The 25,861-nt window shown below is 49.5% G+C and carries 19 protein-coding genes and 1 pseudogene; 10 read left to right on the top strand and 10 right to left on the bottom strand.

From position 1 onward, the window contains the following. The first annotated feature begins 105 nt into the window (after positions 1 to 105). The 4 genes from ABY802_RS01525 to ABY802_RS01510 all read left to right on the top strand — a co-directional run bounded on the left by ABY802_RS01525 (position 106) and on the right by ABY802_RS01510 (position 4,621). Positions 106 to 1,116, top strand: coding sequence for a M14 family zinc carboxypeptidase (locus ABY802_RS01525; protein ID WP_372625242.1), 1,011 nt, complete (start codon positions 106 to 108; stop codon positions 1,114 to 1,116). Beyond that, positions 1,104 to 1,871 (top strand): alpha/beta fold hydrolase, encoded by a 768-nt coding sequence (locus ABY802_RS01520; RefSeq protein ID WP_372625241.1) that lies wholly within the window; start codon positions 1,104 to 1,106, stop codon positions 1,869 to 1,871. The genes ABY802_RS01525 and ABY802_RS01520 overlap by 13 nt, the downstream gene beginning before the upstream one ends. Positions 1,872 to 1,900: 29 nt before the next feature. Further along, the gene (locus tag ABY802_RS01515) at positions 1,901 to 2,806 is read left to right on the top strand and encodes a pseudouridine synthase (RefSeq protein ID WP_372625240.1); all 906 of its coding nucleotides are present in this window, start codon (positions 1,901 to 1,903) and stop codon (positions 2,804 to 2,806) included. 174 nt (positions 2,807 to 2,980) lie between these two features. Next, entirely contained in the window at positions 2,981 to 4,621 is a 1,641-nt protein-coding gene (locus ABY802_RS01510; protein ID WP_372625239.1) for a methyl-accepting chemotaxis protein, read from the top strand. Positions 4,622 to 4,626: 5 nt separating this feature from the next. Here ABY802_RS01510 and ABY802_RS01505 read toward each other — a convergent pair whose 3' ends face one another. From ABY802_RS01505 to ABY802_RS01480, 6 genes are all read right to left on the bottom strand, one after another. Further along, a complete protein-coding gene (locus ABY802_RS01505) occupies positions 4,627 to 5,079 on the bottom strand; it encodes a YaiI/YqxD family protein (protein ID WP_372625238.1) in 453 nt (150 codons plus the stop codon). A gap of 68 nt (positions 5,080 to 5,147) precedes the next feature. After that, positions 5,148 to 8,357: a two-component regulator propeller domain-containing protein gene (locus tag ABY802_RS01500; protein ID WP_372625237.1), complete on the bottom strand. Its 3,210-nt coding sequence runs from the start codon at positions 8,355 to 8,357 to the stop codon at positions 5,148 to 5,150. A 131-nt stretch (positions 8,358 to 8,488) separates the two neighbouring features. After that, positions 8,489 to 10,003: an NAD(P)H-hydrate dehydratase gene (locus ABY802_RS01495; protein ID WP_372625236.1), complete on the bottom strand. Its 1,515-nt coding sequence runs from the start codon at positions 10,001 to 10,003 to the stop codon at positions 8,489 to 8,491. Beyond that, entirely contained in the window at positions 9,993 to 11,756 is a 1,764-nt protein-coding gene (gene aceK / locus ABY802_RS01490) for a bifunctional isocitrate dehydrogenase kinase/phosphatase (RefSeq protein WP_372625235.1), read from the bottom strand. The genes ABY802_RS01495 and aceK overlap by 11 nt, the downstream gene beginning before the upstream one ends. Before the next feature lie 13 nt (positions 11,757 to 11,769). Continuing rightward, entirely contained in the window at positions 11,770 to 12,411 is a 642-nt protein-coding gene (locus tag ABY802_RS01485) for a CAP domain-containing protein (protein ID WP_372625234.1), read from the bottom strand. 100 nt (positions 12,412 to 12,511) lie between these two features. Next, entirely contained in the window at positions 12,512 to 13,960 is a 1,449-nt protein-coding gene (locus tag ABY802_RS01480; protein ID WP_372625233.1) for a YfcC family protein, read from the bottom strand. Positions 13,961 to 14,169: 209 nt separating this feature from the next. Between ABY802_RS01480 and ABY802_RS01475 the strand changes: the two genes are divergently transcribed. Continuing rightward, positions 14,170 to 16,212, top strand: a complete 2,043-nt coding sequence (locus ABY802_RS01475) for a spermidine synthase (protein ID WP_372625232.1) — start codon at positions 14,170 to 14,172, stop codon at positions 16,210 to 16,212. Between the two features lie 189 nt (positions 16,213 to 16,401). On the opposite strand, the gene putA is transcribed toward ABY802_RS01475, so the two are convergent. After that, complete coding sequence (gene putA, locus ABY802_RS01470; protein WP_372625231.1) at positions 16,402 to 20,208, bottom strand: bifunctional proline dehydrogenase/L-glutamate gamma-semialdehyde dehydrogenase PutA; 3,807 nt, start codon at positions 20,206 to 20,208, stop codon at positions 16,402 to 16,404. Between the two features lie 305 nt (positions 20,209 to 20,513). Between putA and ABY802_RS01465 the strand changes: the two genes are divergently transcribed. Next, positions 20,514 to 21,290 (top strand): MipA/OmpV family protein, encoded by a 777-nt coding sequence (locus tag ABY802_RS01465; RefSeq protein WP_372625230.1) that lies wholly within the window; start codon positions 20,514 to 20,516, stop codon positions 21,288 to 21,290. 81 nt (positions 21,291 to 21,371) lie between these two features. On the opposite strand, the gene ABY802_RS01460 is transcribed toward ABY802_RS01465, so the two are convergent. Next, positions 21,372 to 21,617 carry an EF-hand domain-containing protein gene (locus tag ABY802_RS01460; protein ID WP_372625229.1) on the bottom strand — a complete coding sequence of 82 codons (246 nt, stop codon included), beginning with the start codon at positions 21,615 to 21,617 and terminating at the stop codon, positions 21,372 to 21,374. 170 nt (positions 21,618 to 21,787) lie between these two features. On the opposite strand from ABY802_RS01460, the gene ABY802_RS01455 reads away from it, so the two are divergent. Beyond that, on the top strand, positions 21,788 to 22,723 hold the full coding sequence (locus ABY802_RS01455; protein ID WP_372625228.1) for an aldo/keto reductase: 936 nt from the start codon (positions 21,788 to 21,790) through the stop codon (positions 22,721 to 22,723). A gap of 13 nt (positions 22,724 to 22,736) precedes the next feature. After that, positions 22,737 to 23,333 carry a DUF6064 family protein gene (locus tag ABY802_RS01450; RefSeq protein ID WP_372625227.1) on the top strand — a complete coding sequence of 199 codons (597 nt, stop codon included), beginning with the start codon at positions 22,737 to 22,739 and terminating at the stop codon, positions 23,331 to 23,333. Between the two features lie 26 nt (positions 23,334 to 23,359). Here the strand turns inward: ABY802_RS01450 and ABY802_RS01445 are convergent, their stop codons facing one another. Further along, positions 23,360 to 23,818, bottom strand: a complete 459-nt coding sequence (locus tag ABY802_RS01445) for a gamma-glutamylcyclotransferase family protein (RefSeq protein WP_372625226.1) — start codon at positions 23,816 to 23,818, stop codon at positions 23,360 to 23,362. A gap of 175 nt (positions 23,819 to 23,993) precedes the next feature. On the opposite strand from ABY802_RS01445, the gene ABY802_RS01440 reads away from it, so the two are divergent. Together ABY802_RS01440 and ABY802_RS01435 are read left to right on the top strand one after the other, a co-directional pair. Then, positions 23,994 to 25,313: a diguanylate cyclase domain-containing protein gene (locus ABY802_RS01440; protein ID WP_372625225.1), complete on the top strand. Its 1,320-nt coding sequence runs from the start codon at positions 23,994 to 23,996 to the stop codon at positions 25,311 to 25,313. Positions 25,314 to 25,353: 40 nt separating this feature from the next. After that, on the top strand, positions 25,354 to 25,569 hold the full coding sequence (locus ABY802_RS01435) for an amphi-Trp domain-containing protein (protein WP_372625224.1): 216 nt from the start codon (positions 25,354 to 25,356) through the stop codon (positions 25,567 to 25,569). A 34-nt stretch (positions 25,570 to 25,603) separates the two neighbouring features. On the opposite strand, the pseudogene ABY802_RS01430 reads toward ABY802_RS01435, so the two are convergent. Further along, positions 25,604 to 25,861, bottom strand: a pseudogene (locus ABY802_RS01430) (hypothetical protein); the annotation flags it as partial.

Raw genomic sequence — 25,861 nt, 5'->3', positions numbered from 1 at the left:
ATTTTCTTGGGAAGCCCGCACAATCTTCATAAAACTGCCATCTTTAACCGCAAGACTTCAGATATGCTTTTAAATCAATGTTGTTAAGGAAAAATCGAGGTTTGATTGCCATTGCAGGATATGCTGCCTGAACTTGAGCAGTTACAGCAAATAATTGCCCAAGCGCCGCAGTCGCTACGCTCAGAAATACTGGTAACAGTGCCTCATATGACTGAGCAATTGCCGGTATATGGTTTAGCGTTAGGTAACCCTGATAAGGCGTTACCGGCTGTCGCTCTGGTGGGTGGGGTGCACGGGTTGGAACGGATTGGCACCCAGGTGGTGCTGGCGTATCTGCAAACTCTGCTGCAGCGGATCCCCTGGGACAAATGCTTACAGCACACCCTGGAACACTGCTGTATTTATTTTATCCCTCTGCTAAATCCCGCTGGTATGGCAAATGGCTGGCGCGCCAATGGCAACTGCGTTGATTTAATGCGTAATGCGCCGGTGGAATGTGCGGAGGGTGCTGCCTGGCTGGTGGGCGGTCAGCGGGTCAGCCGGGCGTTACCCTGGCATCGCGGCCGGGCGGATCAAATGGAAACAGAAAGCCAGACCTTGGTTAGCTATATTAGCCGCGAGCTTTTTCAGCGACCCTTTTCATTGGTGCTGGATTGCCACTCAGGCTTTGGCCGCACCGACCGGATCTGGTTTCCTTACGCGAAAAGCGCGCTACAGCCTATTGCACATCTGGCTGACATGTACCGGTTGCGACAGCTGCTTTTGCAAACTTACCCGCATCAGAACTATATTTTTGAACCGCAATCACAGCATTATCTGTGTCATGGCGATTTATGGGATTATTTATACGATAAGGCCTTAGCGCACCAGACAACCATGCTGCCATTGACCCTTGAAATGGGTTCGTGGAACTGGGTGCGGAAGAATCCGTTTCAGCTGCTTTCCAGCCTTGGTATGTTTCATCCGGTGAAACCACACCGGGTAAAACGGGTGCTGCGCAGCCACTTGATCCTGATTAATTTTTTAATCAACGCTTCTTTGTCTTTTCCAAACTGGTTGCCATTAACCAACCGCCGGCAACTGGAAAGTGCAGCAATCAAGCTATGGTATCAGTAACCGGTAGCCTAACCCCGGTACTGTTATTGCGTGGTTTAACCCGCGAGCAGCGCCATTGGGGCCAGTTTAGTCCGATGCTGGCTGAAAAACTGCCTAACCCATTGTTATTCTTAGATTTTGCTGGCAGCGGTGAGCTGTATCAGCAACGCTCGCCATCCACTATTAACGCATTACGTCAGTCCATTCGCAGCCAGTTATTGGCCCATCCAGCGTTTAACGGTAAGGTGCATCTGGTGGCACTGTCGCTCGGGGGCATGCTGGCAGCCGACTGGGCGCTGGCTTTTCCTGCTGAAGTGGCGTCGGTAACGTTGATTAACAGCAGTGCCAGGCCTCTGGCTCCGTTTTACCAACGATTACGTTGGCAAAATTACCCGGCGCTTGCCAGATTATTATGGCTGCCAGCCAGTGCGCGTGAACAACGTATTTTACAGCTAACCACGGCACAGGCGCATCAGAACCCACAACTGGTATGTCAATGGCAGCGATGGCAGCAGCAAAGGCCGGTGTCAGCAGCAAATGCGCTACGTCAGCTAATAGCCGCCAGCCGATTCAGACTGAGCGCTAAGCCAGACTGCCAGGTGCTGATTATCAGTAGTCAGGATGACAAGCTGGTTAGTCCGAATTGTTCAGTGGCCCTGGCAAACTATCTTAAAGCCATTCACCGCCAACATAGCTGGGCTGGCCATGATATAGCGCTGGATGATCCACGTTGGCTGGCGGAGCAAATATCACAGTTCTTAGGGCAGCTATGTTAAGCTAACGTTTATTTGTACTGGAAAATGTTATGTCGATAGCTCGCCAGCCATCAGAAATTACCTTGCCAGCAATAAATAATGGCTGGGATACCGTGCTGCAGTTTTTATGCAGCCAGTTTCCGTATATCAGCGAACTGGTCTGGCGACAACGAATGACAGATGGCAAAGTGTACTGGTTTAACGGCGATGCTGTGACGCCGGCAACCCATTTCTCGCCAAGTAAGAGATTATGTTATTACCGTGAAGTGGCGGCAGAGCCGGTTATTCCGCTGGCTCACCATATTGTCTTTCAGAATGACCATATTATTGTTGCTGATAAACCCCACTTTTTACCAGTAACACCGGGCGGTAACTATGTTAATGAATGTCTGCTGGCCCGCTTACAACGTGACACCGGTATTACCGATATGGTGCCGGTACACCGGCTGGACCGGGACACCGCAGGGCTGGTACTTTTCTCGGTAAACCCGGCCAGCCGGCCAGGGTATTATCAATTGTTCAGTCAGGGAGCTATCCAAAAACAGTATCAGGCGGTGGCTAAGTTAACGGTATCTGCCGCGCAGCAAGCGCTGCCAGAGCACTGGCATATTGAGAATCGGATTGAAAAAAGCACCCCCCGCTTTATTAATGCGATTGTGCCGGGCGAGGTTAATGCGGTGTCTGATATTACGCTGGCGGCCAAAGCCGGCGAGCTGGGACTGTTTAAGTTAATGCCACGTACTGGCAAAACCCATCAGTTACGTCTGCACATGAACAGTTTAGGCATGCCTATCATGCATGATAACTACTACCCGGTGCTGCAGCCTAAATCGTTGCCGCAATTTGACAGGCCACTGCAGTTGCTGGCCTCTGCTCTACACTTTATTGATCCTGTAACAGGAGACGATATGACATTCAGCTCTGACTGTAAACTTACTGCATTTCAAACACTTTAATAATCAAACATTTGCTGGAATGCTTCATCGTAATAAATTTTGTTGTTCACTGTCTGATTATTGATAAAACTCTACTATGCTAATGAAAGTAGTAAGCTAATGAGAGCACTACGCTAATAAAAGTAATGGGCTTGCCATGCTTGGCGCGTTTTAGTCACAGGATAAAAGAGTATTATGAACAGACTAAAAAACTTATCGGTTAAAATGCAAATTTCATTGCCAATTTTAATCCTCTCCGTGCTTATTGCTGCAGTAGGTTTGAAAAGCCTGTTTTCGATTAATAGCGTTATTACCCGAACGGATGTTGCCATTAGTCATTTAAGTCCGGCTACTACTGCAATTTTAAATGCGGATCGTGATCTTTATCAGGCTGAGCTGGCACTGCGCGAATATGTGGTATTAACAGGCGAGGGAAAACCCGTCGCCGCAGCGCAGCAGGAGTTCACTGATAATGTGAAACAAGCCTTTGATCGAATGGAAAATGCGGCGGCTTTAGTTCGCGATCATGACGTGCGTGTGATGCCCTCTGCAGAGTTTATGCAGGTGTTTAATCGATGGAAAACCGCTGCAGAACAAGTTATCGGTTTTGCAAAACAGAATAATATTGCTGAGGCAAGAGCCTTGATCACCGGTGCTGAAGGTGCGGCATTTACGACTTTGCGTGAAGAGTACAATGGCCTGGGTGAGCGAATTGAAGCGCGTCTGGTCACATTGGAACGTGAGCTGAATGAATATGTAAGTTTGCAAAAGAATCTGACCATCTTATTGGTACTGATTGCCCTTAGCATTGCCACCATAACCGTTGTATTTAGTCCGAGACTTATCGTTAAACCGCTGGCTCAGTTAAAAAATATGGTGAGTGAACTGGCCAGTGTCGGTGGCGATTTAACCCGTCGTATCCCGGTGAGTAGTGACAATGAAATTGGTGATGTAGCAAAACGAACCAATGATTTTATCGCTACGCTGCAACTGATGATGCAGCAGGTACAGCGACACTTAGCGGATTTGGAGGATGCATCTGCAAATATTGCTGATAAAACCAGCCAAACCAGTGCCAAAGCAGAACAGCAGACGGCTAATATTGAACAAGTACTGACTGCTATTCACCAGATGCAACACGCAGTGCAGGAAATTGCAGGTAATGCCGCATTAACCAGTGATGCGACAGAGCAAGCTAATACTGATGCCGATAGCTCGGGTAAAGTGATCCGCCAGTCAATGGGTGAAATTGGCGTGCTGGCACGTGATATTGAGCTGGTGGTACAGGCAATTAATAAGCTGGAAGTAGAAAGCCGTAACATTGTTTCAGTACTTGAAGTGATCGGCGGGATTGCTGACCAAACCAATTTACTGGCATTAAATGCAGCAATTGAAGCAGCCAGGGCAGGCGATGCTGGTCGCGGTTTTGCGGTTGTTGCTGATGAGGTAAGAACGTTGGCATCACGAACACAGCAATCGACTAAAGACATTCACGATATGATTATGCGGTTGCAAACCGGTGTTAGCGACTCGGTAAATGCAATGAATAACGCTAAAACACAAGTATCGCAAACTGAGCAACATGCTGCGTCAGCCAGCCAATATCTAGAGCGTATTGTGTCTGGCATTGCCAATATCAACGACATGGCAATCCAAATCGCCGCAGCGACAGAGCAGCAATCAACGGTTTCTGAGCATGTTAACCAGACTGTAAATGGTATTAGCCAGAACGCTGCAGAATTATCTGACCTGGCTGGCCAAACGGGCAAAGACGGTAATCGGGTGCGGCAATTAGTGCAGGTTGTTAGTGAACAGGTTGGCCGGTTTAAAGTATAAACGCCTTAGCCAGCTTGGTATCGTTGTAATAACGTGTCCAGCTGATTGGCAAACGCTTGCCGATCGCTCTGGTTCAGTGGCGGCGGGCCGCCGGTATGCACCCCGCTGCCGCGCAGTGTATCCATGAAGTCACGCATCGTCAGCTTTTGTTTAATGGTATCGGGGCTGTACCGCTCGCCACGCGGATTAAGAGCATGACCACCTTTAGCCAGTACGTCGGCTGCCAGTGGAATATCAGCGGTAATAACCAAATCTCCGGGCTGGCAGCGACGAACTATCTCGTTGTCAGCTTCATCAAAACCATGTGCCACTTGCAAACTGCTGAGAAAAGGCGAGGGTGGCACCCGAATTAATTGATTGGCCACCAGAATGGTGCTGATTTGCCGTTTAATAGCGGCCCTGAATAAAATGTCTTTAATGACCACCGGACAGGCATCGGCATCAACCCAGATTTTCATTTCGTTGCTCACTTAATGTTTCGGCCCTGTAACGTTTCGACCATATAAGATTTTGACCGGCATGCCCATCACTGTTTTTGATTGGATGGCAGCGGAATGACCAGGTTAAACTCTGTTCCCCGGTCTACTTTGGTCTGCATCTCAATGCTACCATGCAGTACCTGAGTAATCAGATTGTAGCATAGATGCAACCCCAGCCCTTTACTCTGGCTGGCCCGGCGGGTGGTAACAAAGGGATTAAAAACAATATCCTGCACACTGGCATCGATACTTTTGCCGTTATCGGCAACTTTAATAAGCAGTTGCTGTTTGCTGTATTGAATTTCCAGCCGTATTTCACCACGGTCATCTGGCTCAAAAGCATGCAGCAAGGCGTTTTCCAACAGGTGGGTCAGCACGGTGGCAAGGGCACTTGCTCGCAGCTGCAATGTCAGATTATCAGGACACTGTAGGATGATGCCAATGGCGGCGTTCGGGGGGTTAAGTCTGGCAACCAGATGTTGCAGCCAGGGTTTAAGCTTAATATCCACCTTCTCTGTGACGCTTTCGTTTACGGCTAGCTGTTTAAACTGGGTCACCAGATCTGCAGCCCGTTGCAGATTGAAGCTAATCAGGTTCAGGTGTTGTTCGCTGTCGTTAATAAACTGACTAAAGGCCTTAGCACTGAGCGTTTTATTGTCGAAATGCTGTTTTAAGTCAATCAACTTGCCAGCTAAAGCACTGGTGGCAGTAATACTAACGCCAACGGGTGTATTAATTTCATGGGCTACACCCGCCACCGTCTGGCCTAATGCCGCCATTTTTTCATTTTCCAGCAGGCTTTGCTGGGCCACTTTTAATTGCTGACTACGCTCTTCTACCTGATGAGCCAGCTGTTTTGCATGTAAGTGCGCGACCCGGGTTCGGACTTTAACTAACAGGTATATTGCCAAGATCAGGCTGATGGTTAAGAACAAGGCAAACCAGGCTTGTTGCCAGAATGCGGGTTTAACAATAAGCTGTAATTCAGTCTGATGGTCGCTCCATTGACCGGCGCGATTAGTTGCCTGGATTTGCAGTTTATAATGCCCTGGCCACAAGTTTGTGTAACTGGCAACCCGTTGACTGTAATCAGAATATTGCCAAGTATCATCAAAGCCCAGTAAGCGGTGCCGGTACTCCAGTTTATTTGGTGCGGATAAATCCATAGCGCCAAACTCTACGCTAAAGCTGCGCTCGTCAGCGTTTAAGGTCAGAGACTGCAAGTCAGGTGCTATCGGCCTTACCTGCCCCTGCACTTTAAGTTCGGATAAAATAAGTGGGGGTTGAAATTGCCAGGGCGTGAACTTTAAGGGGTCAATCACCAGCAGGCCACTACTGCCACCATATAACAGTAATCCGCTACGGGTTTTTTCATAAGATCTGTACCAGGGGGTGTTGATATTGACGCCATCGGCCGGACCCAGCTGGTAAAGCTCGCCGTTCTGTGGGTTAAAACGATATTTTGCTGACCAGATATTGCCGGCGCCGTCTTCCAGCAGATTTGCGCCAAAGTCTTCTTCATTAAGCACGCCATTACTGAAGGTAACCTTTGACAGCGGCGATTTGTCCGCCGCTGTGTTATAAGGCTCTTGAATGTTATATTGGTATAAGCCTGAGGGTGTATCCAGCCACAAGCGGTTTTTACTATCGACAAGTAACCCCAGAATACTACCGCTGTGGTTATTAAGCATTGCCTTAGCAGTGGGAGTTTTTTCATCTGTAGCTGACTCAATCATGAACAAACCACTGGCACCACTTCCCAGCCAGATATTTTGTGCCGCGTCTTCAACGATGGCATTAACATAACCTTGCAACGGCTCACCATCATGCTGCAATATCCGCTCAAAACGCTGTTGTTCAGGTTGCCATAACTTTAGCCCGGTGCTGCTGCCAAGCCAAAGTCGTTGCTGACTATCAACATATAATACTCTGACATTTGTTCGAACCAGGCCATGTTCCGCGCCTAACAATTGAAATTGCTGTGTTTCAGGCTGATACCGGTAAAGTTGTCCCGGATTAACCCCTACCCATATTGTACTTTCAGCATCCTCCGCCATTGCTGTTATCCAGCCGTATTCGAGTTTGCCTGGAGTGTTTTCTTGTGGTTGATGGCGGGCAATAATCCCGGTCGCTGGCTCAATAACGTCGATGCCTTCACCTCGACTGCCCAGCCAAATCTGACCATTTTTTAACTCAATAATACTACTAATATCACCACTGCTAATGCTGGTGTTATTCGCTAAGCTGCGTCGCAGAGTACTGATACCCTCCTGACCATCAAAACGTTGCAGCCCTCCGCCATAACCACCCAGCCAGATTTTACCTGCACTGTCGGTTAGCAACGTGCGGACGTCCTGATGGGCAAGGCTGAACGGGTTAGATATATCATGTTGAAAATGACCAATAAGGCTTTTGTCAAAAATAGCAAGCCGGACAATCCCCTCAAAACCAGCTAGCCATACTTCATCTGCACCAACTTGCATAATATCGTATATCGGCCCTGGTGCTTTTGTCTTCAGACTGGGTTCTGCCAGCGGTATGGCATGACGGTTATCTGAAATAACAAAAACCCCGGCATTGTCTGTGCCCAACCATATTTCATCAGCAATCTGGGCCAGAGTTAGCACTTGTCCTAATTCACCTTCTTCGCTTGTTATAGGTTGAGGCCTGGTGCTGCCGGGGGTTAACAAAAACAAGCCGCTACGGCTGCCAATCCATAAATTATTTTGCTGGTCGGCTAACAAGGCTCGCACATCGTTTAGTTCATCCTGTTGCGGAATAAACTGTAACACCTGGCCATCTGAGTTCAGTAATACGATCCCGAGATTTCCAGCAAGCCAAAGATTACCGTTTTTATCTTCGGTTATAGTGCGCACTTGCTCACCAAAATTATCGGTGATGCCAGGGGCGGATATTTGCGGCTGATAAAACCGGTCTGTTAAGCTTTCATAACGCTGAATACCTCCTGGTGAGGTAGCTAGCCATAGGGTGCCATCACTGGCTTGCAACAGATCTCTGACAAAATTACCGGCGATACCGTTAATGAGGTTCTGGTCGGTTTGCAGCAGGTAGCGGCGAAATCGATAGCCATCATAACGCACCAGGCCGCCGGCGCTGCCGATCCATAAACGGCCATACTTGTCCTGTTGCAGCTTAGTGACAATGTTATCGGGTATATGCTGGCGATCGCCAATGCTGACAAAAAACTCACTTGCCGGAGGGAAATAGTCAGGAGCAGGTTTGGCATGCGCAGGCATAGTTAGTGGCAACAGACTTGAAAGAACTGCTAATACTATCAGTATGTTATGCGTCAAAAAGCGATACGGCAAAAGGTACTGCTCATGAAGAAATTGGCATGAGTTAAATTTACGTCTGTTTTTATTAAAAATCAATTAATTAACTGTAGTTTTAATTGAGGGATCAAATCAGTGGCTACCAGCCAGGGGTGCGGTTGTTGCCGGGCCAGACAGATTGAGGCATTCAGGTGCAACCAAGCACCAAGCTGACAGGCAGCGGCGCCATTTAAGCCTTGTGCTAACAAGGCGGCAATAATGCCGCTTAACACATCACCCATGCCACCGCTGGCCAGAGCCGGGCTGGCGGCCGCCAGCAGGGTTACCTCGCCAGATTGATCGCAAATCAGGGTGCCTGCCCCTTTAAGCAAGACAGCGCCGCCAAAGCGCTGTTGTAACTGGCTGACAGCTGCCAGCCTGTCTTGCTGGATCTGCTGGCTGCTGCAATTGAGTAAACGGGCGGCTTCGCCAGGGTGAGGCGTTAAGACCCAGTTTTGTCGTTTTAGCGCAGCCTGTGCTGTCTCTGTCAGGCCAGCGATGTAGTTAAGCGCATCAGCATCCAGCAGCATGGGCTTATTGGTAGCCAGTGCCTGGACCATTAATGCCTGGCCCCAACTTTGCCGACCAAGGCCAGGACCAATAGCAATAACATCGGCAACCTGGAGCAGGTGGGCACAATCCGTGCTGCTTGCCATCACTTCTGGCTGGCGGCTTAGCATTGCACTGATATGTTCGCTGCGACTGTATAAACTGACCATGCCCGCGCCGCAGTTTACCGCGGCTTGTGCGGTCATTATTGCCGCACCGCCATAGCCGTGATCACCGCCTATGACCAGCACATGACCGTAATGGCCCTTATGGCTGTTGGCAGCACGCTCGGGTAGCAAGCCTTGCAAAGTATTAGCGGTAATACTGTGACAAATTGGGCCAATGCTCGCTAGCACGGGACTTAATTGCAGCGGGCTTAACCAAAGCTCACCACAATGGTCCAGGCCATCTTGCATTAAGAGGCCAGGCTTCAGGCCGATAAAGCTCAGGGTAGCGCTGGCTTTAACCGCAACGGGCATGACCGCGCCGCTATTTGCATGCAGGCCACTGGGGATATCCACTGCCAGCACCGGTTTGCCACTGTTATTAATCTCGCTTATCAGCGCTGTGGTTGGCTCATCTAATGGCCGGCTCAGGCCGGTCCCAAATAATGCATCTATTAACAGCTGTGCTTCAGCAAATTCCTCCACCAGCGGCACGCCCGCCTTGGCCGCTTCAGCTGCAGCCTGTTTCGCTGTGGTACCCAGGGCACTATGATCGCCATGCTGCAACAGTCTGATATCGTAGCCACTGGCCCGGGCCAATGCCGCCAGCAAATAGCCATCGCCACCGTTGTTACCACTGCCGGCATACACCAGAATACTTCGCGGGGCTGGCCATTGTTGCTGCAGCAACTTAAGTAAAGCCGCTGCGGCGCGCTGCATTAAAATGTAGCCGCCGTTATTGCCAAGCTCAGTTATCGCCTGGTGTTCTGCCTTAGCAATACTCTGCGCCGTATACAGTGCTTGTGACTGGCGGGTATCAACCGGATATAACTCCGTTGTGCAGGTATCAGTTGGCATTGTTCGTCTCATTGGTAACATCATGGTTAGCATAGCGCAGTCCAAAGCGGAGCTTCTCCGGATAGGGAAAAATATCTTCTACTACGCCCTTACTGATCGCCTGTTGTTTTGCGCGCCAGTAAGCCGCATCCAGTAATTCGGGGTGCTTGCTAAAGAGCAGCTGGCGAATTTGCGGTTGCGGAGTAACAAACGTCGCCATTTGCTCTGGAAACACGTCGCCAGGGGCGGCGCAGCAATTGGCCTCGGCATTAATCGCATCTTCAAAATTATCAGTTTTAGGTAAAGATCGAAAATTGACATCCAGCAGGTACTGAACTTCGTCGTAGTCATAAAATACCACCCGCTTGTGGCGGGTTACCCCAAAGTTTTTCAGCAGCATATCGCCGGGGAAAATATTGGCCGCAATCATTTCTTTAATGGCATTACCATAGTCAGCCATAATGGTGGCTTTTTCATCGTCGCTGGCCTGTTCCAGATAAATATTCAGCGGCACCATCCGCCGTTCGATATATAAATGTTTAATGACCACCAGCTCGTCATCGACTTGTAGCGACCCGCCAACGGTGTCGGTCAACTCCTTTAATAACTCCGGGGTAAAGCGGTTTTTGGGTAACGCCACATCGGAATATTCCAGAGTATCAGCCATCCGACCGACCCGGTCGTGTTTTTTGACCAGTAAGTAACGGGCTTTAACGGTAGCGCGACCAAACTCCTTACTTGGCGCAAACTTATCGCGGATAACCTTAAAAACATAGGGAAACGAGGGCAGAGTGAAAACCATCATCACCATGCCGCGAATACCGGGGGCGGCCACAAACTGGTCATTACTTTTAGTTAAATGATTGAGCAACTCGCGATAAAACTCGGTTTTACCCTGCTTATGCAAGCCAATACTGGCATACAGCTCTGCCAGCGTTTTATGAGGCAGCAATTCCCGTAAAAAATGAACCAGAGCAGAAGGAACCGGGCACTGCACCATAAAATAGGCCCGGGAAAAGCCGAAAATAATGCTCATATGCTGTGGATCGGTTAGCAGGGTATCAAGGTACAGACCAGCATCTTGCTGATGCAACAGCGGTATAATAAACGGCTGTTGGCCATCGGGAGTGACAACCCGACCAACGATGTAAGCTGCTTTATTGCGATAAAATACCGATTTAAGCATATCAAAACGGATTTGGTGGACGGGGTGGCGGCCATGCTCTGACTGATGAATAAAGCTTTTTACAATATAGCGGATATCGCGTTCAAGATTAATAAAAGGAGTGCTAAAAGCAAAGTCTGCGACGATATGCCGGATACTTTGTTTTAAACCATCCTCGGCTGGAAAGTAGCTTTGATATACCGAAGAAATCGGTGCTGGCAGGTGTTGCTGGTTCAGGGTTGATTCAACAAAAATGTTCTGATTGTGGTAGTACTTGCGGGCAAATAGCCTGCAAAATACCGAGTTGTAGAATGTTTCTGCCAGTTCTGCTTGCGGGTGAAACAGCAGGTATTGCAGATATTGCTGTTTCACCTGTTGCCATAGGTGCTCATTTAAACATGCCTGGGGGAGTTGCTCGCGAAGCTCGCCAATGGTTTCATTTACCCGTTTGTCGTAAAACTGGATCCGCTCTGAGCTATCTTGCTGGTAAGCCAGCCAGTCTGCCTGCTCAAACCGCTGCCGGGCAAGCACGGTAACCTGCTGAAACACCCTGAAGTGTTTGCGGAAACCTTTTAAGATCACTTCAGCAATTTGCTGGGGTTTAGTCATGGTTTATATTCTTTTACAATGGTATGCAGCCAACATCATAGCAGGTAACATCTGCATCCTCCGGGACTGCTTCTCTGGTAATATACACTGCCCAGTATTCCACATGGGGGCTTGACCATTTGTAGTGAAAACCTACCCCTATATGCAGCTGTTGCCGATAAAACGGCAACTCACCAAGCAGATGACTGCGATGTCCGTTAGAGGCCTTAAACGCAGCCCACACTTCTTCAGCAGTGCTATAGCCGCCAGCCACTGCTTCCACCTGGTTACCAATAGCACCACTGTAAAAAGGCGGTAGCTGATAACCTATCATTCTTAGTCGCTGGTTGGCACCTAAGCCACCAACATAATGGTTAACAATGCCTTTTTGCGCCATCGCTTTTGCCTTTTCGGCAGCCGCTTTGGCGAGTAACGGATGACAACTCAGCTGGGTTCGTTGCTGCAGCGGATCCTGAATGATTAGCAAAGCAAGTTGTTGGGCTGCCTCGTTAAGACCACAATCCGCAATGACATTGGTAGGAATAGTATCAGGGCTACTTTCAGTTTTGCCGGGCGATCCAGCAGGGCGGTGTAGTTGTGGCGGCGACGTATCAGTTGGCGCTGGGGCGGCCAGCACCGATGCAGAAAACAGCAGCATTATGATAAAAATCAGCAATATAAACTTCCAAAGGGCATAGTTAACAATACGTTAAACCTGGCGGAGTTCATTGTCAATGTACAGGCAGCAGCAAAGGCTGACTGCCTGAATCTTTTAATTAATTGCTGTTGTTGTCGACAGGGTTGCTGATCACTGCACTGCTTTGCGTTGCCGGCGGCTGTACATCACCACCGTAATCAAACACGACGGCCAGTACCAGCACCAATGATGCCGCCAGCATTAGTTTAAGAATTAGCGGCAGACAAAAGCGTACCCAGTGGCCGTATGGAATACCGGCAATACCGATAATTCCCATTAAAATGGCATTGGTTGGAATAATCATATTAGAAAAACCATCGCCAAACTGGTAAGCCAGTACGGCAACCTGGCGCGGTATCTCCAGTAAGTCAGCTAACGGCACCATTAAAGGCATGGTGACAAACGCCTGACCACTGCCAGAGGGAATAAAGAAATTAAGTAGCGTTTGAATAATCAGCATCCCCACCACGGCAATTTCGGCACCTACGAAGGATAAAGGTAGTGACATACCATGCACCAGAGAATGCAGGATCTGACCATCTTCCATTACCAGAGATATTCCGCGTGCTACCCCGATCAGGATTGCGGTGGTAGTCAGCTCCATGGCGCCATTAATAAATTTTTGCGCCGCGATATCGGCGCTAAGTCTGCTGATTACTACGGTGGCCAGACCCCAGGCAATAAAACAGGCGCTTAGCTCGTACAGATACCAGCCGTGTGCTTTGATCCCATACGCCACCAGCGCGATGGTGGCGATAAAACTGGTTAGGATCAGTTTATGTTTCAGCGCCAGCTTCGGATAATCAACCGCTTTGCTATCACCGAGCGGGCAGGGTAAATCGGCCACCATTGAATTGGCAGGGTTGGCCAGTACTTTTTTGGCGTAGCTCCAGACATGGTGAAAACCAATCAGCACAAAGGGCAGAAATATAGCAAACCGTAACCAATTTCCAGACAGCGGCGGGATACCGGCAATTTGCTGGGCAATCAGCACGGTAAAGGGATTGACTGCCGATACGCCATAACCAATGCCGTAGCCAGCGACAGTCATACCAACGGCGGTCATGGCATCCAGCCGCATTGCTTTACACAGTGCGACCAGAATCAACACAAAAGGAATATATTCACCGGCAGTACCAATAAAACTGGACGCCATGGCAAAGCAGAACACCACCATAAAGATTAAAATTTGTGGTTTTTCGCCGTAATTTTCCAGCAGACGACCAATCAACGCATCGACCGTACCGGTAGCGCGGGCAATCGACAACACGCCGCCTAAAATCATCACAAAGAAAATAACATCCTGAGCACTGGCAAAAGCGCGGGGTATTGCAGTGAGTAACTGCCAGGGCGTCATGTAATTTTTATCTTCTGCCAGGGTAAAGGTGCCGGGTACCACAGCCTGACGGCCAGACTCCAGTGTTTGCATTTCAAATGAGCCCTGCGGCACTATCCAGGTGGCAATCATCGCGATTACCATCATAGAAAACAGCAGGGTGAGGGTATGAGGTACTTTAAAATTTCCCATGGTCTATGGTTCCCATAACTAAAATATTGCTTATTAAATGTGCGGTTTACGCAGCGTTATTCTGATATAAAGCCCCGGAGTCTACCGCAAGCGTGGCCGGCTCACAAATTTTAGCTGCGATGCGCAATCCTTTGCTGCCACTTGCCTGTGGCCTTGCGTTTGTATAGGCTTGGCGGCTTTTAACCCTGTTGTATTTTGTGGAGCCTGCTTTGGCCTTGTTTCCTCTGACAATTCTGATAAGTGCCGCGTTGCTGTTCCTGGTGCAGCCGATGTTAGCAAAGCAATTACTGCCGTATTTTGGCGGTGGCGCGGCGGTATGGACGGCCTGTATGCTGTTTTTTCAAAGTCTGCTGCTGGCAGGTTACGGCTACGCCCATTTATTGAGCCGCTATCTGAAACCTAAAACGCAGCGTTGGCTGCACAGTGCCTTGTTAATGCTGGCTGTCGGAAGTTTGCCCTTATTGTGGCAAGCTGACATTACCCCGGATGCCGGAGGCTCGCCATTGGCTGCCATTCTGGTGCAGCTGGCTTTGTTGGTAGGGCTGCCTTATCTGTTGTTGTCTGCCACTGGCCCGTTATTGCAGCATTGGTTTGCCAGCCGGTTTCCGCTGCGCTCACCTTATCGGTTGTACGCATTGTCAAATTTAGGATCGCTTGGCGGCTTGCTGGCGTACCCGTTTGTCATGGAGCCCTTGTTTAGTCTGAGTGAACAACGTCAGTACTGGGTGCTCGGTTTTGTGCTGTTTACGCTGTGTTGTCTGTTGCTAATGTGGCGTGAGCTTGGACAGCTTTCAGCGGCTATTCGTGCTGTTAGTGCCCGCCTTGACAAAAAGTTTACCCTGCGGTGGCTGGCGCTGTCGGCCTGTGGCGTGGTGCTGCTGCTGGCGGTAACCCAGCAACTTACCCAAAACGTTCCGCCGGTACCGTTTTTGTGGGTGCTACCACTTAGTTTGTATTTGCTCAGCTATATAGTGGTATTTAATAAACCTGGCTGGTACCAGCGCGGCTTGTGGCTGTACGTTTTCTGCCTGAGTATGGTGTTTGGTTTACTGTTGTTTTATCTGGGGCGTCAGTTTGATCTGATTTCCCAGCTGCTGCTATACCTGACCATTTTATTCAGCGGTTGTATGCTATGTCACGGCGAGCTGGCGCGGTTAAAGCCTGAACCAAAGTATTTAACCGGCTATTATTTGTTACTGGCAGCCGGTGGCGTGCTGGGTAGCGCCGCGGTTAACCTGCTGGCGCCGCTGGTATTCAGCCAGTACTGGGAGTTTTTACTGGTATTGCTGGCGATTTACCTGTTAATGCTGTGGCCAGATGGAGCTGCAAAGCCGCGCTGGCAGCAGAGTTTATGGTTAAGTGGAGCCTTGCTTTTTGGCCTGAGCATTGTTGGTTTGGAATGGCAATTAGGCCAGCATAATGTGTATAGCGAACGTAATTTCTATGGCAGCCTGGTGGTGCGGGATTTAAAGATCACCAGTCAGGTGGGGGATGCCCAGCTACAACGCCAGCTGATCGATGGCACTACCAGCCATGGTGCCCAGTACCTGCAGCCGCCTTTATCAACAACAGCCCAAAGTTATTACCGGCCGGGCACTGGCGCCGCCTTAGCCATGCAGCACTTCTTGCCCGCTGCACCTTCCCGTAATATTAAGCAGTTGCGTCAGCGTAATTTTGGCCTGGTTGGCCTGGGGGCAGGGGCGCTGGCGGTGTATGGCAACTCAGGTGACAACATGCAGTTTTATGAGCTGAACCCGGCAGTGATTAAAGTCGCGACTGAGTATTTTAGTTATTTGAGTGACAGTGCGGCAGCGGTTGAAATTGTGCAAGGTGATGCCCGGCTGACTCTGGCAGAGCAGTTACAGCAGGGTAGCGCGCAATTTGATGTATTGGTGCTCGATGCCTTTAGCAGCGATAGCATTCCCCAGCATTTATTAACGATAGAAGCGATGGACCTTTACTGGCAGCACTTGCAAAGTGATGGCGTGCTGGCGGTGCATGTCTCAAATAATTACCTGGATTTAACCAGCTTATTACGCAATCAGGCGGCAAAGCTGGGTGTGCAAGCCTATTTTGTGGCGACTGAAGCTGAGGGTATTAATCCGGCAGCTGAATGGGTGTTACTGACCCGTAATCAGCGTTTTATCAAGCAACAGGTAATACAGCAGGCACTAAGCCCCTGGCCAACGCAGCTAAACCCTGAGGTAAGTTGGACCGATCAGCGTAGTAATTTGCTGCAGGTGTTAAAGTAGCTAAGTTACCTGATCTGTAGAGGCAGGTGGGCTGAAGTGAAAGCAGGGTAGCTGGAGATACTTACTTCACCGGCTTCAAGGAGCACATCCTTGTGCCCCTTCAGCCTGCGCAGCATCCATGCTGCTGTTTCGTTAGCACACCAGCCACTCTGCGCTTAAGTCCGAGAAAAAAGGGTCAGAGTGATTTACTTATGACTCGTCGTCTTCCACCATGGTCATCAGCGAAGTATTACCGCCTGAGGCTGTAGTGTCGATGCTGATGGTTTTCTCGGTAATTAAGCGTTTAATCAGCGTATCGTAATACTCCGCACTAATCACCGGCAGGATAGCTCCCTCGCGCTTGGCCAGCTGCTGACTGAAGTAGCCCAGCCGCGAAGAGCGGGCTGCTACTACCGCACCGGCTAAATGCGGGTGAGCCAGGAGGGACTGCAACTGATCGGGCCGTGCTACCTGAAATACACCCTTGGCCACACCGGTAGCAATAAACTTATCGCGAAATGCCTGGGCTTCATCATAAAACAGCTCTGAAGCTACAGTAATCACGGTGTTACCGGCTGCCAGGGCAGTAATGATGGATAAGGTCCAGAAGTTAAACGAGGTGCTCTTGTCGGCATAACACACGACACAACCGCGCGGTTCATAATGCAGGGTATTTGACTCCCCCGTTGGCCCTGGCAACACTATGGCTTTGCGCATATGTTTTTCCAGCCGGTTTAACTGCGCACGGGCATCGGACAAGGTTGAACCAAGGTCGTCGGCCAGCTCATCAATAATGTCAACCGTGGCAATTTTTGCCAGCAGCTGGCGTACCACAGACACCCGGTCGTTCAGCTTGGTAGCGCGCCACTTTTTCTCATCCCGCAAGGAATTTTCCATCAGCTGCTGTACCTGAGCGTCGGAATCGGCGGTATGGTGTAAATCCAGCTCATCCGGCGTCAGGTTGGTCATCTGTACGTTTTCTGGCGAGGCTTGCTCTTTTACCAGACGCAGCAAATAGTTGGGGCCACCGGCTTTGGGCCCAGTGCCTGACAAGCCACGGCCACCAAAAGGCTGAGCACCGACGATAGCGCCGATCATATTGCGGTTAATGTATACGTTGCCTGCACGCGACATTCTGGCCAGATACTCGCAGCGCTCTTCAATCCGGGAATGGATACCCATAGTTAAGCCATAACCGGTACCATTGATCTGGTCGATAACCTTATCTAAATCTTTGGCTTTAAAGCGAATAATATGGACGCATGGTCCAAATACTTCCCGCTTTAACACCGATAAATCTTTAATTTCATATAAGCGGGGGGCAAAGAAATAGGCGCCATTTTTGCTATTGTCCGGGATCTTGCATTCATAATGCAGTGTGGCTTTGTCTTTTAAGTATTCGACATGCTCGTTCAGGTTTTTCAGCGCTTTTGCATCAATCACCGGGCCAATGTCGGTGCTAAGCAGCGCCGGATCGCCCACATGCAGTTCTTTTAACGCGCCTTTAAGCATGGCAATAATGCCATCAGCCACATCTTCCTGAATAAATAATACTCTTAACGCTGAACAGCGCTGGCCGGCACTCTGGAAACCAGAACTGATAACATCGTCTACCACCTGCTCTGGCAGGGCCGTAGAGTCAACAATCATGCAATTCTGGCCACCGGTTTCGGCGATCAGCGGTACCTGAATGTCGTTGCGGTTCGCCAGGGTTTGCGAAATCAGGGTGCCGGTATCGGTCGAACCGGTAAACATTACAGCCTGGATCCGTTTGTCCGGCACGATGGTTTTGCCAACGTCGCTGCCGCGGGCAATAACTGCCTGCACCACATGCTCTGGCAAGCCAACGATACCCATCAGCTCAATAGCGCGCAAGGCAATCAGGCTGGTTTGCTCCGCCGGCTTGGCGATAACGGTGTTACCGGTAACGATAGCTGCTGCTACCTGGCCCAGGAAAATAGCCAGTGGGAAGTTCCACGGGCTAATACATAAGATCACGCCGCGTGGCTCAAAACGCTCATCTTTTGCCAGCTCTTCGGCCCTCGCCGCATAGTAGCGACAAAAATCAACGGCTTCCCGCACTTCGTCTATGCCATCCTGCGCCACTTTACCGGCTTCTTTGATACATATAGCAACCAGCTCGTCGTTGTGCCGCTCTAAAATATCAGCGATGCGGCGCAGCAGGTTTGCACGCTGAGCAATCGGAGTTGCGGACCAGCTTTTAAAGGCTTCATCGGCATTGGTCAGCAGTTGCTGCATTTGCTCGCTGTTGTGCATGGTAACGTGGCCAATGATCTCCTGATGATTAGCCGGGTTTTTCACCGGGATAGCACCCTCAGGCAAGCTGTCCTCAGTAAGCTGATTTTCTTCCAGCCAGCGGTCAAGGTTGGCTTTAAAAGGTACCAGGGTATTAATATCAGTTAAATCAAGCCCTTTAGAGTTGGCCCGTTCAGCACCGTATAAATCAAGCGGCATTTTAATCTGGGTATTGTATTTGTTACGCAGTCCCTGCAGCGTTTCTACCGGATCCGGCAGCAAGGCTTCAACCGGTTGGGTGGTATCGACGATAGCATTAACAAACGACGAGTTGGCACCATTTTCCAGTAAGCGGCGTACCAGGTAGGCCAACAGGTTTTCGTGCTCACCCACTGGTGCATACACCCGGCATTGAATTTTTTCTTCAGTAACAATCTGGTCAAATAAGGATTCGCCCATGCCGTGCAGACGCTGAAATTCGAAACCGGTATTATCGCCTTTGGCTACTTCTAAAATGGTGGCGGCAGTGTATGCGTTGTGCGTAGCGAACTGTGGATATAATGCATCCCGGGCTTCCAGCATTTTTATAGCGCATGCTTTGTATGACACGTCGGTAGACGCCTTGCGGGTAAATACCGGGAAGTGATCCAGGCCATCTTGCTGGGTGGTTTTAATTTCAGTATCCCAGTATGCGCCTTTAACCAGCCGCACCATCATCTGACGGCCCACTTTACGGGCTAACTGAGTTAGCCATTCAATAACAAAAATCGCGCGTTTCTGATAGGCCTGTACCGCTAAGCCAAAGCCGGTCCAGTCACCTAAATCAGGATCGCTGAAAATGGCTTCAATAATATCCAGGGAAATATCTAAACGGTCCGCTTCTTCTGCATCGACTGTAAAGCCAATATCATAGCTTTTAGCAACTAATACTAATTCTTTTAATTTTGGCACCAGCTCAGACATCACCCGCTCGCGATGGCTAAATTCATAACGTGGGTGAATTGCCGATAATTTTACCGAAATACCCGGGCTTTTAATTGGGCCGCGGCCCTTGCCGGCTTTACCAATGGCATGAATAGCCGTTAGGTAGCTTTGATAATAGCGATCAGCATCGGCCATGGTACGGGCACCTTCGCCGAGCATGTCATAAGAGTAGACGTAGCCTTTTTTCTCGGTATCCGCAGCGCGATCAATGGCATCGTCAATGGTGGTGCCCATGACGAACTGCTTGCCCATAATTTTCATGGCATAGTTAACCGAGCGGCGAATAACCGGCTCGCCTAAGCGGCCGAGGGTTTTTTTCAGAATACCGAACTGCTCTGCTTTGTTGGTATCAGAGTAATTAACCATTTTACCGGTAACTAACAAGCCCCAGGACGAGGCGTTAACAAATAACGATTCACTGCTGCCTAAGTGAGAGCTCCAGTCGCCATTGGCCAGCTTGTCACGGATCAGCACTTCCTGAGTTTTTTTGTCAGGCACCCGCAACAGGGCTTCGGCCAGACACATTAGTACGACACCTTCTTCACTGGAAAGGGAGAACTCGTTAAGCAGCGCATCAATGCCACCCTGGCCATCCTGATCTTTACGGATATTAAGTACAATTTGCCGCGCGCGCTCCCAGGCCCGGCTGCGAGCTTTTACGCCCACTTCTGCCAGCGGTAGCAGCATGTCGATAATCTGGTTTTCATCAATCCGGTAATAGTCTCGGATTTTCTGTCTGATGGGACATTCGGTAGTTAAATTACCAGTAAATAACATAATTCACCCTTAACAAATTGGAGGCTGACCCTAAGTACGCTAGCCCAGGGAATGACACGCAAGCAAGCGTGCATACTAATCAAAATGTAGCAGAATGTGCTGGCTTAATTGCGATATTTCTCCCTACTTTGCAGGGCGCAACGGCAAATTAGCCCTATAAAATGCTGCCATTTTTGGCAATATGCCAGCTGACTGCGAATGTTGTTGCAGCGTGCTGGCTGATCGGGTTACACCTGACTACAGTAATAAGCCTGACAGTGTTATACGCTGCAAGTTCAGGAACATACCCAAACTAAGGTTTGCAAATGGAAAAAATATGTCGTTATTTCATTACGTTGTTTATAGGTTTTGCAGTGCTTTACAGCACTGCAGGCCATACACAGCAAGGCCAGAGTCAGAACAGCCAACAGCCGCCCCAGGGCTTTTTGTATGGCGTGGGTATTGGCATAAACCAGGAAATTTATCAGGGTTACAAGCGTCGTACTATTCCATTGCCATTGATTGGTTATCGCGGCGAAAAACTAACCGTATATGGCCCCTTTGTCAGTTATCAATTGTTGCAGCAAGGCAAAGTCAGTGTCAGCGCTAAGCTTGCTCCTCGTTTTGCCGGTTTTGATGAATCTGACAGTACGGTGTTTGCCGGCATGGCAAAACGGAAAAGCTCACTGGATGGCGGTGTCAATGTGCAATTTCGGCAGCAAGCGTGGCTGGTTGAAGCTGAGACGTTGATTGATTTGCTGGGTAATTCAGACGGCCAGGAATCAAAACTGTCACTGGCTTATAACTTACGCTTGGGCCCGTTACTGATAGAGCCAAAAGTTGGGGTCAGTTATGCCGACAGTAACCTGGTCGATTACTACTACGGCGTTCGCCTGAATGAAGCGACGGCCAACCGCATGTCATATCGGGGTAGCTCGGCGCTAAACTATAATACCGGATTATCATTGAGTAACCCGCTATTGGGTGGCATGGCCCGGCTGGGTATTGAGCATCACTGGTACGACAGCAGTATCAGCAATAGTCCGCTAACTGAGCGTGATAAGGCAGTTTCAGCGTTCTTATCCTGGTCGAGGTTTTTCTAAACAACAGTATAAAGACTCAGGGTGTTGCTGTTGGTTCCACTTTGCCAGGTTTGGCGTTGGTCACCAACAGCAAAGAGGGTTTTAGTATTCCCACCAGCATTGCTGCCACCAGTCGGCAAACTCGGTAAAATCGATAAAACCGTCATTGTTTTTGTCGATCAGCTTAAAGCCATCGCCAACATGGCTTGCTTTCGTTTTCGGTGCCAGTACCGTTAACAGTTCAATAAACTCAGTGATATCAATCTGGCCGTTGCCATCACGGTCAAAAAAATCGAATTCGATTTTTATGGCTGCGGTTTGCTGTTCAGATAATGTTTCTTTGCTCACTTGTATCGCCTTTATTAACAATCAGGACCTCAGTGTACTTGGCCGGGAAATGTCTGTCTACGCCGCAAACGCTGGTGTACCAGTCCTAGGTTCTCATCTTTTAAGCCAGGTGGTTGTGTTTTGGCGCTGTAGCTTTTCAGCTGATATGCTTGTTCTGAGGAGTGCGAATTATGGATCATCAATTTAGCCGCAGAAAGAGTATTAAGTTAATGGCTGCCACTGCGGTGTCGTTATTGCTGCCTTCTTTGCCTGTACTGGCGGGCAGCAACACGCTATTGCGAAACCCCATCTCTGCTAAGGACCATGCACTGCCGGTTATCGGCATGGGAACCTGGCGCACTTTTAATGTTGGCAGTGACCCCAAGTTGCTGGATGCCCGAACTGAAGTCATCCGCACATTTTTTGAACTGGGTGGTGGCTTGGTAGACTCGTCGTCAATGTATGGTTCGGCACCGGATGTGATGGGCTATGCCTTACAAAAATTGGGGATACCGGACAGCCTGTTTTCGGCAGAGAAAGTCTGGAGTCCTGCTGGTGGCTCAGCAGCTGAGCAAGTGGCTGAGCTAAAAAAACGTTGGTTCATTGATCGTTTTGATCTGGTGCAGGTGCATAACCTTACCGATTGGCGCGAACATTTAGCGGCGTTACAGCAAATGAAAGCAGATGGCAAAATTGGTTATGTAGGTATTACTACTTCGCACGGTCGGCGTCATCAGGAAGTGGAGCAGATTATGACATCGCAGGATATCGACTTTGTTCAGCTTACTTACAATATTACTCATCGTGAAGCAGAAAAGCGGTTGCTGCCCCTGGCAAAAGAAAAAGGTATTGCGGTTATTGCCAACCGGCCTTATGACGGCGGTGGTTTGATAAAAGGTATCCAGCGCCGGGTCGAGCCGCTGCCGCAGTGGGCCATTGAGGAATGTGGTTGTAACAACTGGGCCGATTTTTTACTGAAGTTTATTGTTAGTCACCCGGCCATTACCTGCACTATTCCGGCCACTACGCAAGTAGCACATATGCGGGAAAATATGGGGGCGGGCAGTGGCCCCATGCCAGCTGCCACTTCCCGCCAGCGCATGCAGCGCTTTATCGAAACACTATAAGCAGCGAGGCACTATGAGCGTTGGAGTCGGCTATCAGCTGCAGCAATTTATTCCTTTTAGCAGCGAGGTTTACTTGCGCCTGCTAGAGCGGATTGGTGAAACTTTCTGGCCCTGGCATATCGTAACGCTGGCAATGGGTGTAGCAGCTGTGTTGCTGGCCCTGAAAAACCATGGTCGCGCTACTTGCCTGCTTACCGGGTTGCTGTGGGTAGTTGTAGGATATGGGTTTTTTATTCAGTATTACGCGGAACTCAACTGGGCCGGCGACTATATTGGCTTCGCATTTATTGCCCAGGGCGCGCTGTTGCTGTTTGTATCGTTTAGCGGTACAGGATTGGCTAAAACCGCGCCAGCCAAACGGCCCTCGGTCATTTTTGGTTTGATATTGACCTTAATCGGGCTGTTGGGTTGGCCTTTTATTGGCCTGCTAACGGGCAATAGCAGCTATCAGGCGGCGGTATTTGGTATTTATGCCGATCCAACAGCGTTAACTACCCTGGGGCTGGCACTGATAATGCTCAGAGGCTGGCCGTTGTGGTTAAGTGTCATTATTCCATTATTATGGCTGCTGGTATCCAGCCTGACCTGGTGGGTGTTGCAGACGCTTTAATGTGGCGCGCCAGAGCGCTGGCAGCGCTAATCGGCAAGCTCGTCTGTGATCTCTTGCATCAGCGGATCCATAAGTTGGTAAACCCAGGCAGACTTACCATTTTGCAAAGTTAATTCTACCCGCTCATAGCGCACGCCCAGCCGCTCATATCTATCCAGGGCCCGCAGTTCGGTGCCGGTTACTGTAATAACCAGGCCCTCAGTCGTGGTACCGGGGGCCGGCTTAATATCCAGTGCTTCTTTCTGATAACCGACAAGGGTTGCCGGCTCACCTGTGCCGGCGCGGCCCATCACCAGATAGCGGACCCAGGGCTGTTTCAGGGTGCCGTATACGAATACCGAATAACGGGCATTGTCATCAATGGCAGGCAGTTCAACGGTTGGCTTATAACCAAAGGGGCTGGCAAAGGTCAGCCACAGATAGCCAGATAATCCAATAAATATTGCAAAGAGCAGAAGCAGGGTCGCTTTAAATAATTTCTTCATCGGCTGTTAAAATCTCTCCTGACACCATCGGCTTGGTAAAACCCTGCCAGAATTTTTCGCGAAATACAATGCAACTATCGGGTGTTGCAGGCGGTTCATACGGCAGATATCTTGCCCGGCTTTTTTCAGCGCGTGCTACAGTTGAATGCACCCGTAGATCATAATGCAGAGGAATATGCGCTTAGCTAAGTTTATCCGAACAGAAATGGAAGCTATTTTACAGGCCTGGACAGAGTTCGCTGACACTATTCTCCCTACTGAGTACATGAGCGAGTCAGGATTACGCGACCATGCCAGAGAAATGCTGCTGGCGATTAGTGAAGAGCTGGAATCATCTCAGACGGATGCAGAGCAAACCGCCAAATCAAAAGGGGGAGGGCCGGCAGGCCAGGAACAAACCTGGGCAGAAGTGCATGGTAGTGACAGACAAAGCAGCGGTTTTAGTGTTGTCGAAACTGTTTCTGAGTTCCGGGCGCTGCGGGCAAGTGTCGTGTTACGGTGGACCTCCGCCTACCCAAAGATTGCCGGTCAGCAACTGAAAGACCTTACCCGTTTCCATGAGGCAATAGACCAGGCGGTCGCTGAGTCGCTGCAACATTACGCGACTGTCAAAGAAAAGGAAACCCGATTGTTCGGTGCCATTTTGCGGGCATCACCAGATCCTATCAGTGTGCTGGATTTGGATGGCAGGTTTATTTATATCAATAAGGCTACAGCCGAGCTTTTTGCGCTGGAGTCCAAAAAAATTATCGGCAATACGGTATCTGACCTTGGCTTTTCATTCGCTGCCGGTTTTCAGAAAAATCTGCAAAAGGTAAGAACTGATCAAACCGGCTACCGTGGTAAATTTGTCCAGAAGTTTGCTTCTGACAAGGGTGAAAGGTTTGAATATCTGCTGGCACCTGTGCTGGATAAGCAGCAAAAAACCGAAGCCATGGTTTGCATCATCAGGGATATTACCGAGCAGACTATCCTCGCAGAGAAAATATGGTACAACGCCCATTATGACCTGCTTACCGGGCTGCCAAACCGGGGGCTTTTTCTGGACCGGCTGGAACAGGAAGTTAAACACGCTAAGCGCAACGAGCAGCCGCTGGCCTTGCTTTTTATGGATCTTGATGGGTTTAAGGAAATTAATGATTCTCTTGGCCATGAAGCCGGTGATAAGTTACTGATAGCGGTAGCACAGCGCCTTACAGACTGTGTAAGGAGCGAAGATACCGTGGCCCGGCTGGGCGGCGATGAATTTACCATCATTCTTTGCGGCACTAAGAACCGGTCAGATGTAAAATGGCTGGCCCAAACTATTGTTGATGCCCTCAGTGCCCCCTTTGATATTGCCAATCAACCGGTGCAGATTTCTGTAAGTATCGGGGTCTCCTTTTATCCAACAGACGCAACCTCAGCGGCACCCTTACTGCAGGCGGCAGATCATGCCATGTATGACGCAAAAAAAACCGGCGCCAGCCAGATATGTTTTGCTAGAAAACCCTGACCGTGGCAGCCCTGACTAGTTACCAAAATAAGGATTAAATATGAAATCTGTTAGAGATGTCGAAAAGATCTATTCCAACAATGAATTTGTCGAAAAACTGCGGCGTTTGGCTGATGCAATTGAAAAGAGCGAAAAGTTCGAGATCCAGATAGCCGGTGAGCGGATCTATGTGCCTGTGCGTGCTGTGTTCAGCATTGAACATGAGCGCGACGGTAATAGTGAGGAAATTGAATTTCAGATTAAATGGACAAACTAAATAGCCGCAGTGGCTGAATTTGCTTCAGCCATATTTATGGTGGTGCAGTAGCCAGCCAGCTGGCAAGCTGCCTGGCGGATAACTCACTGTTGTGATTGCCTGCATAACGGTGCAGGGTCGCTACACCGGGCGAAAAGGCCTGATACAGTGTGTCGCTGCGGGTGCGGTCTATTATTTCGTCCTGCTCTGCCACTAACAGCAGGGTGGGGCTGTTGATCGCTGGCGCATAGTCAGCAGAGTGATAGGTATCTTTTAACAGCCACTTTATTGGAAATACCGGAAACTGCTGGCG

Origin of the sequence: Arsukibacterium sp., from assembly GCF_041616895.1 — a bacterium.
GTDB lineage: Bacteria > Pseudomonadota > Gammaproteobacteria > Enterobacterales > Alteromonadaceae > Alishewanella.
The sequence above is the reverse complement of the archived record's forward strand: the minus strand, read 5'-3'. Positions and strand labels throughout refer to the sequence as shown.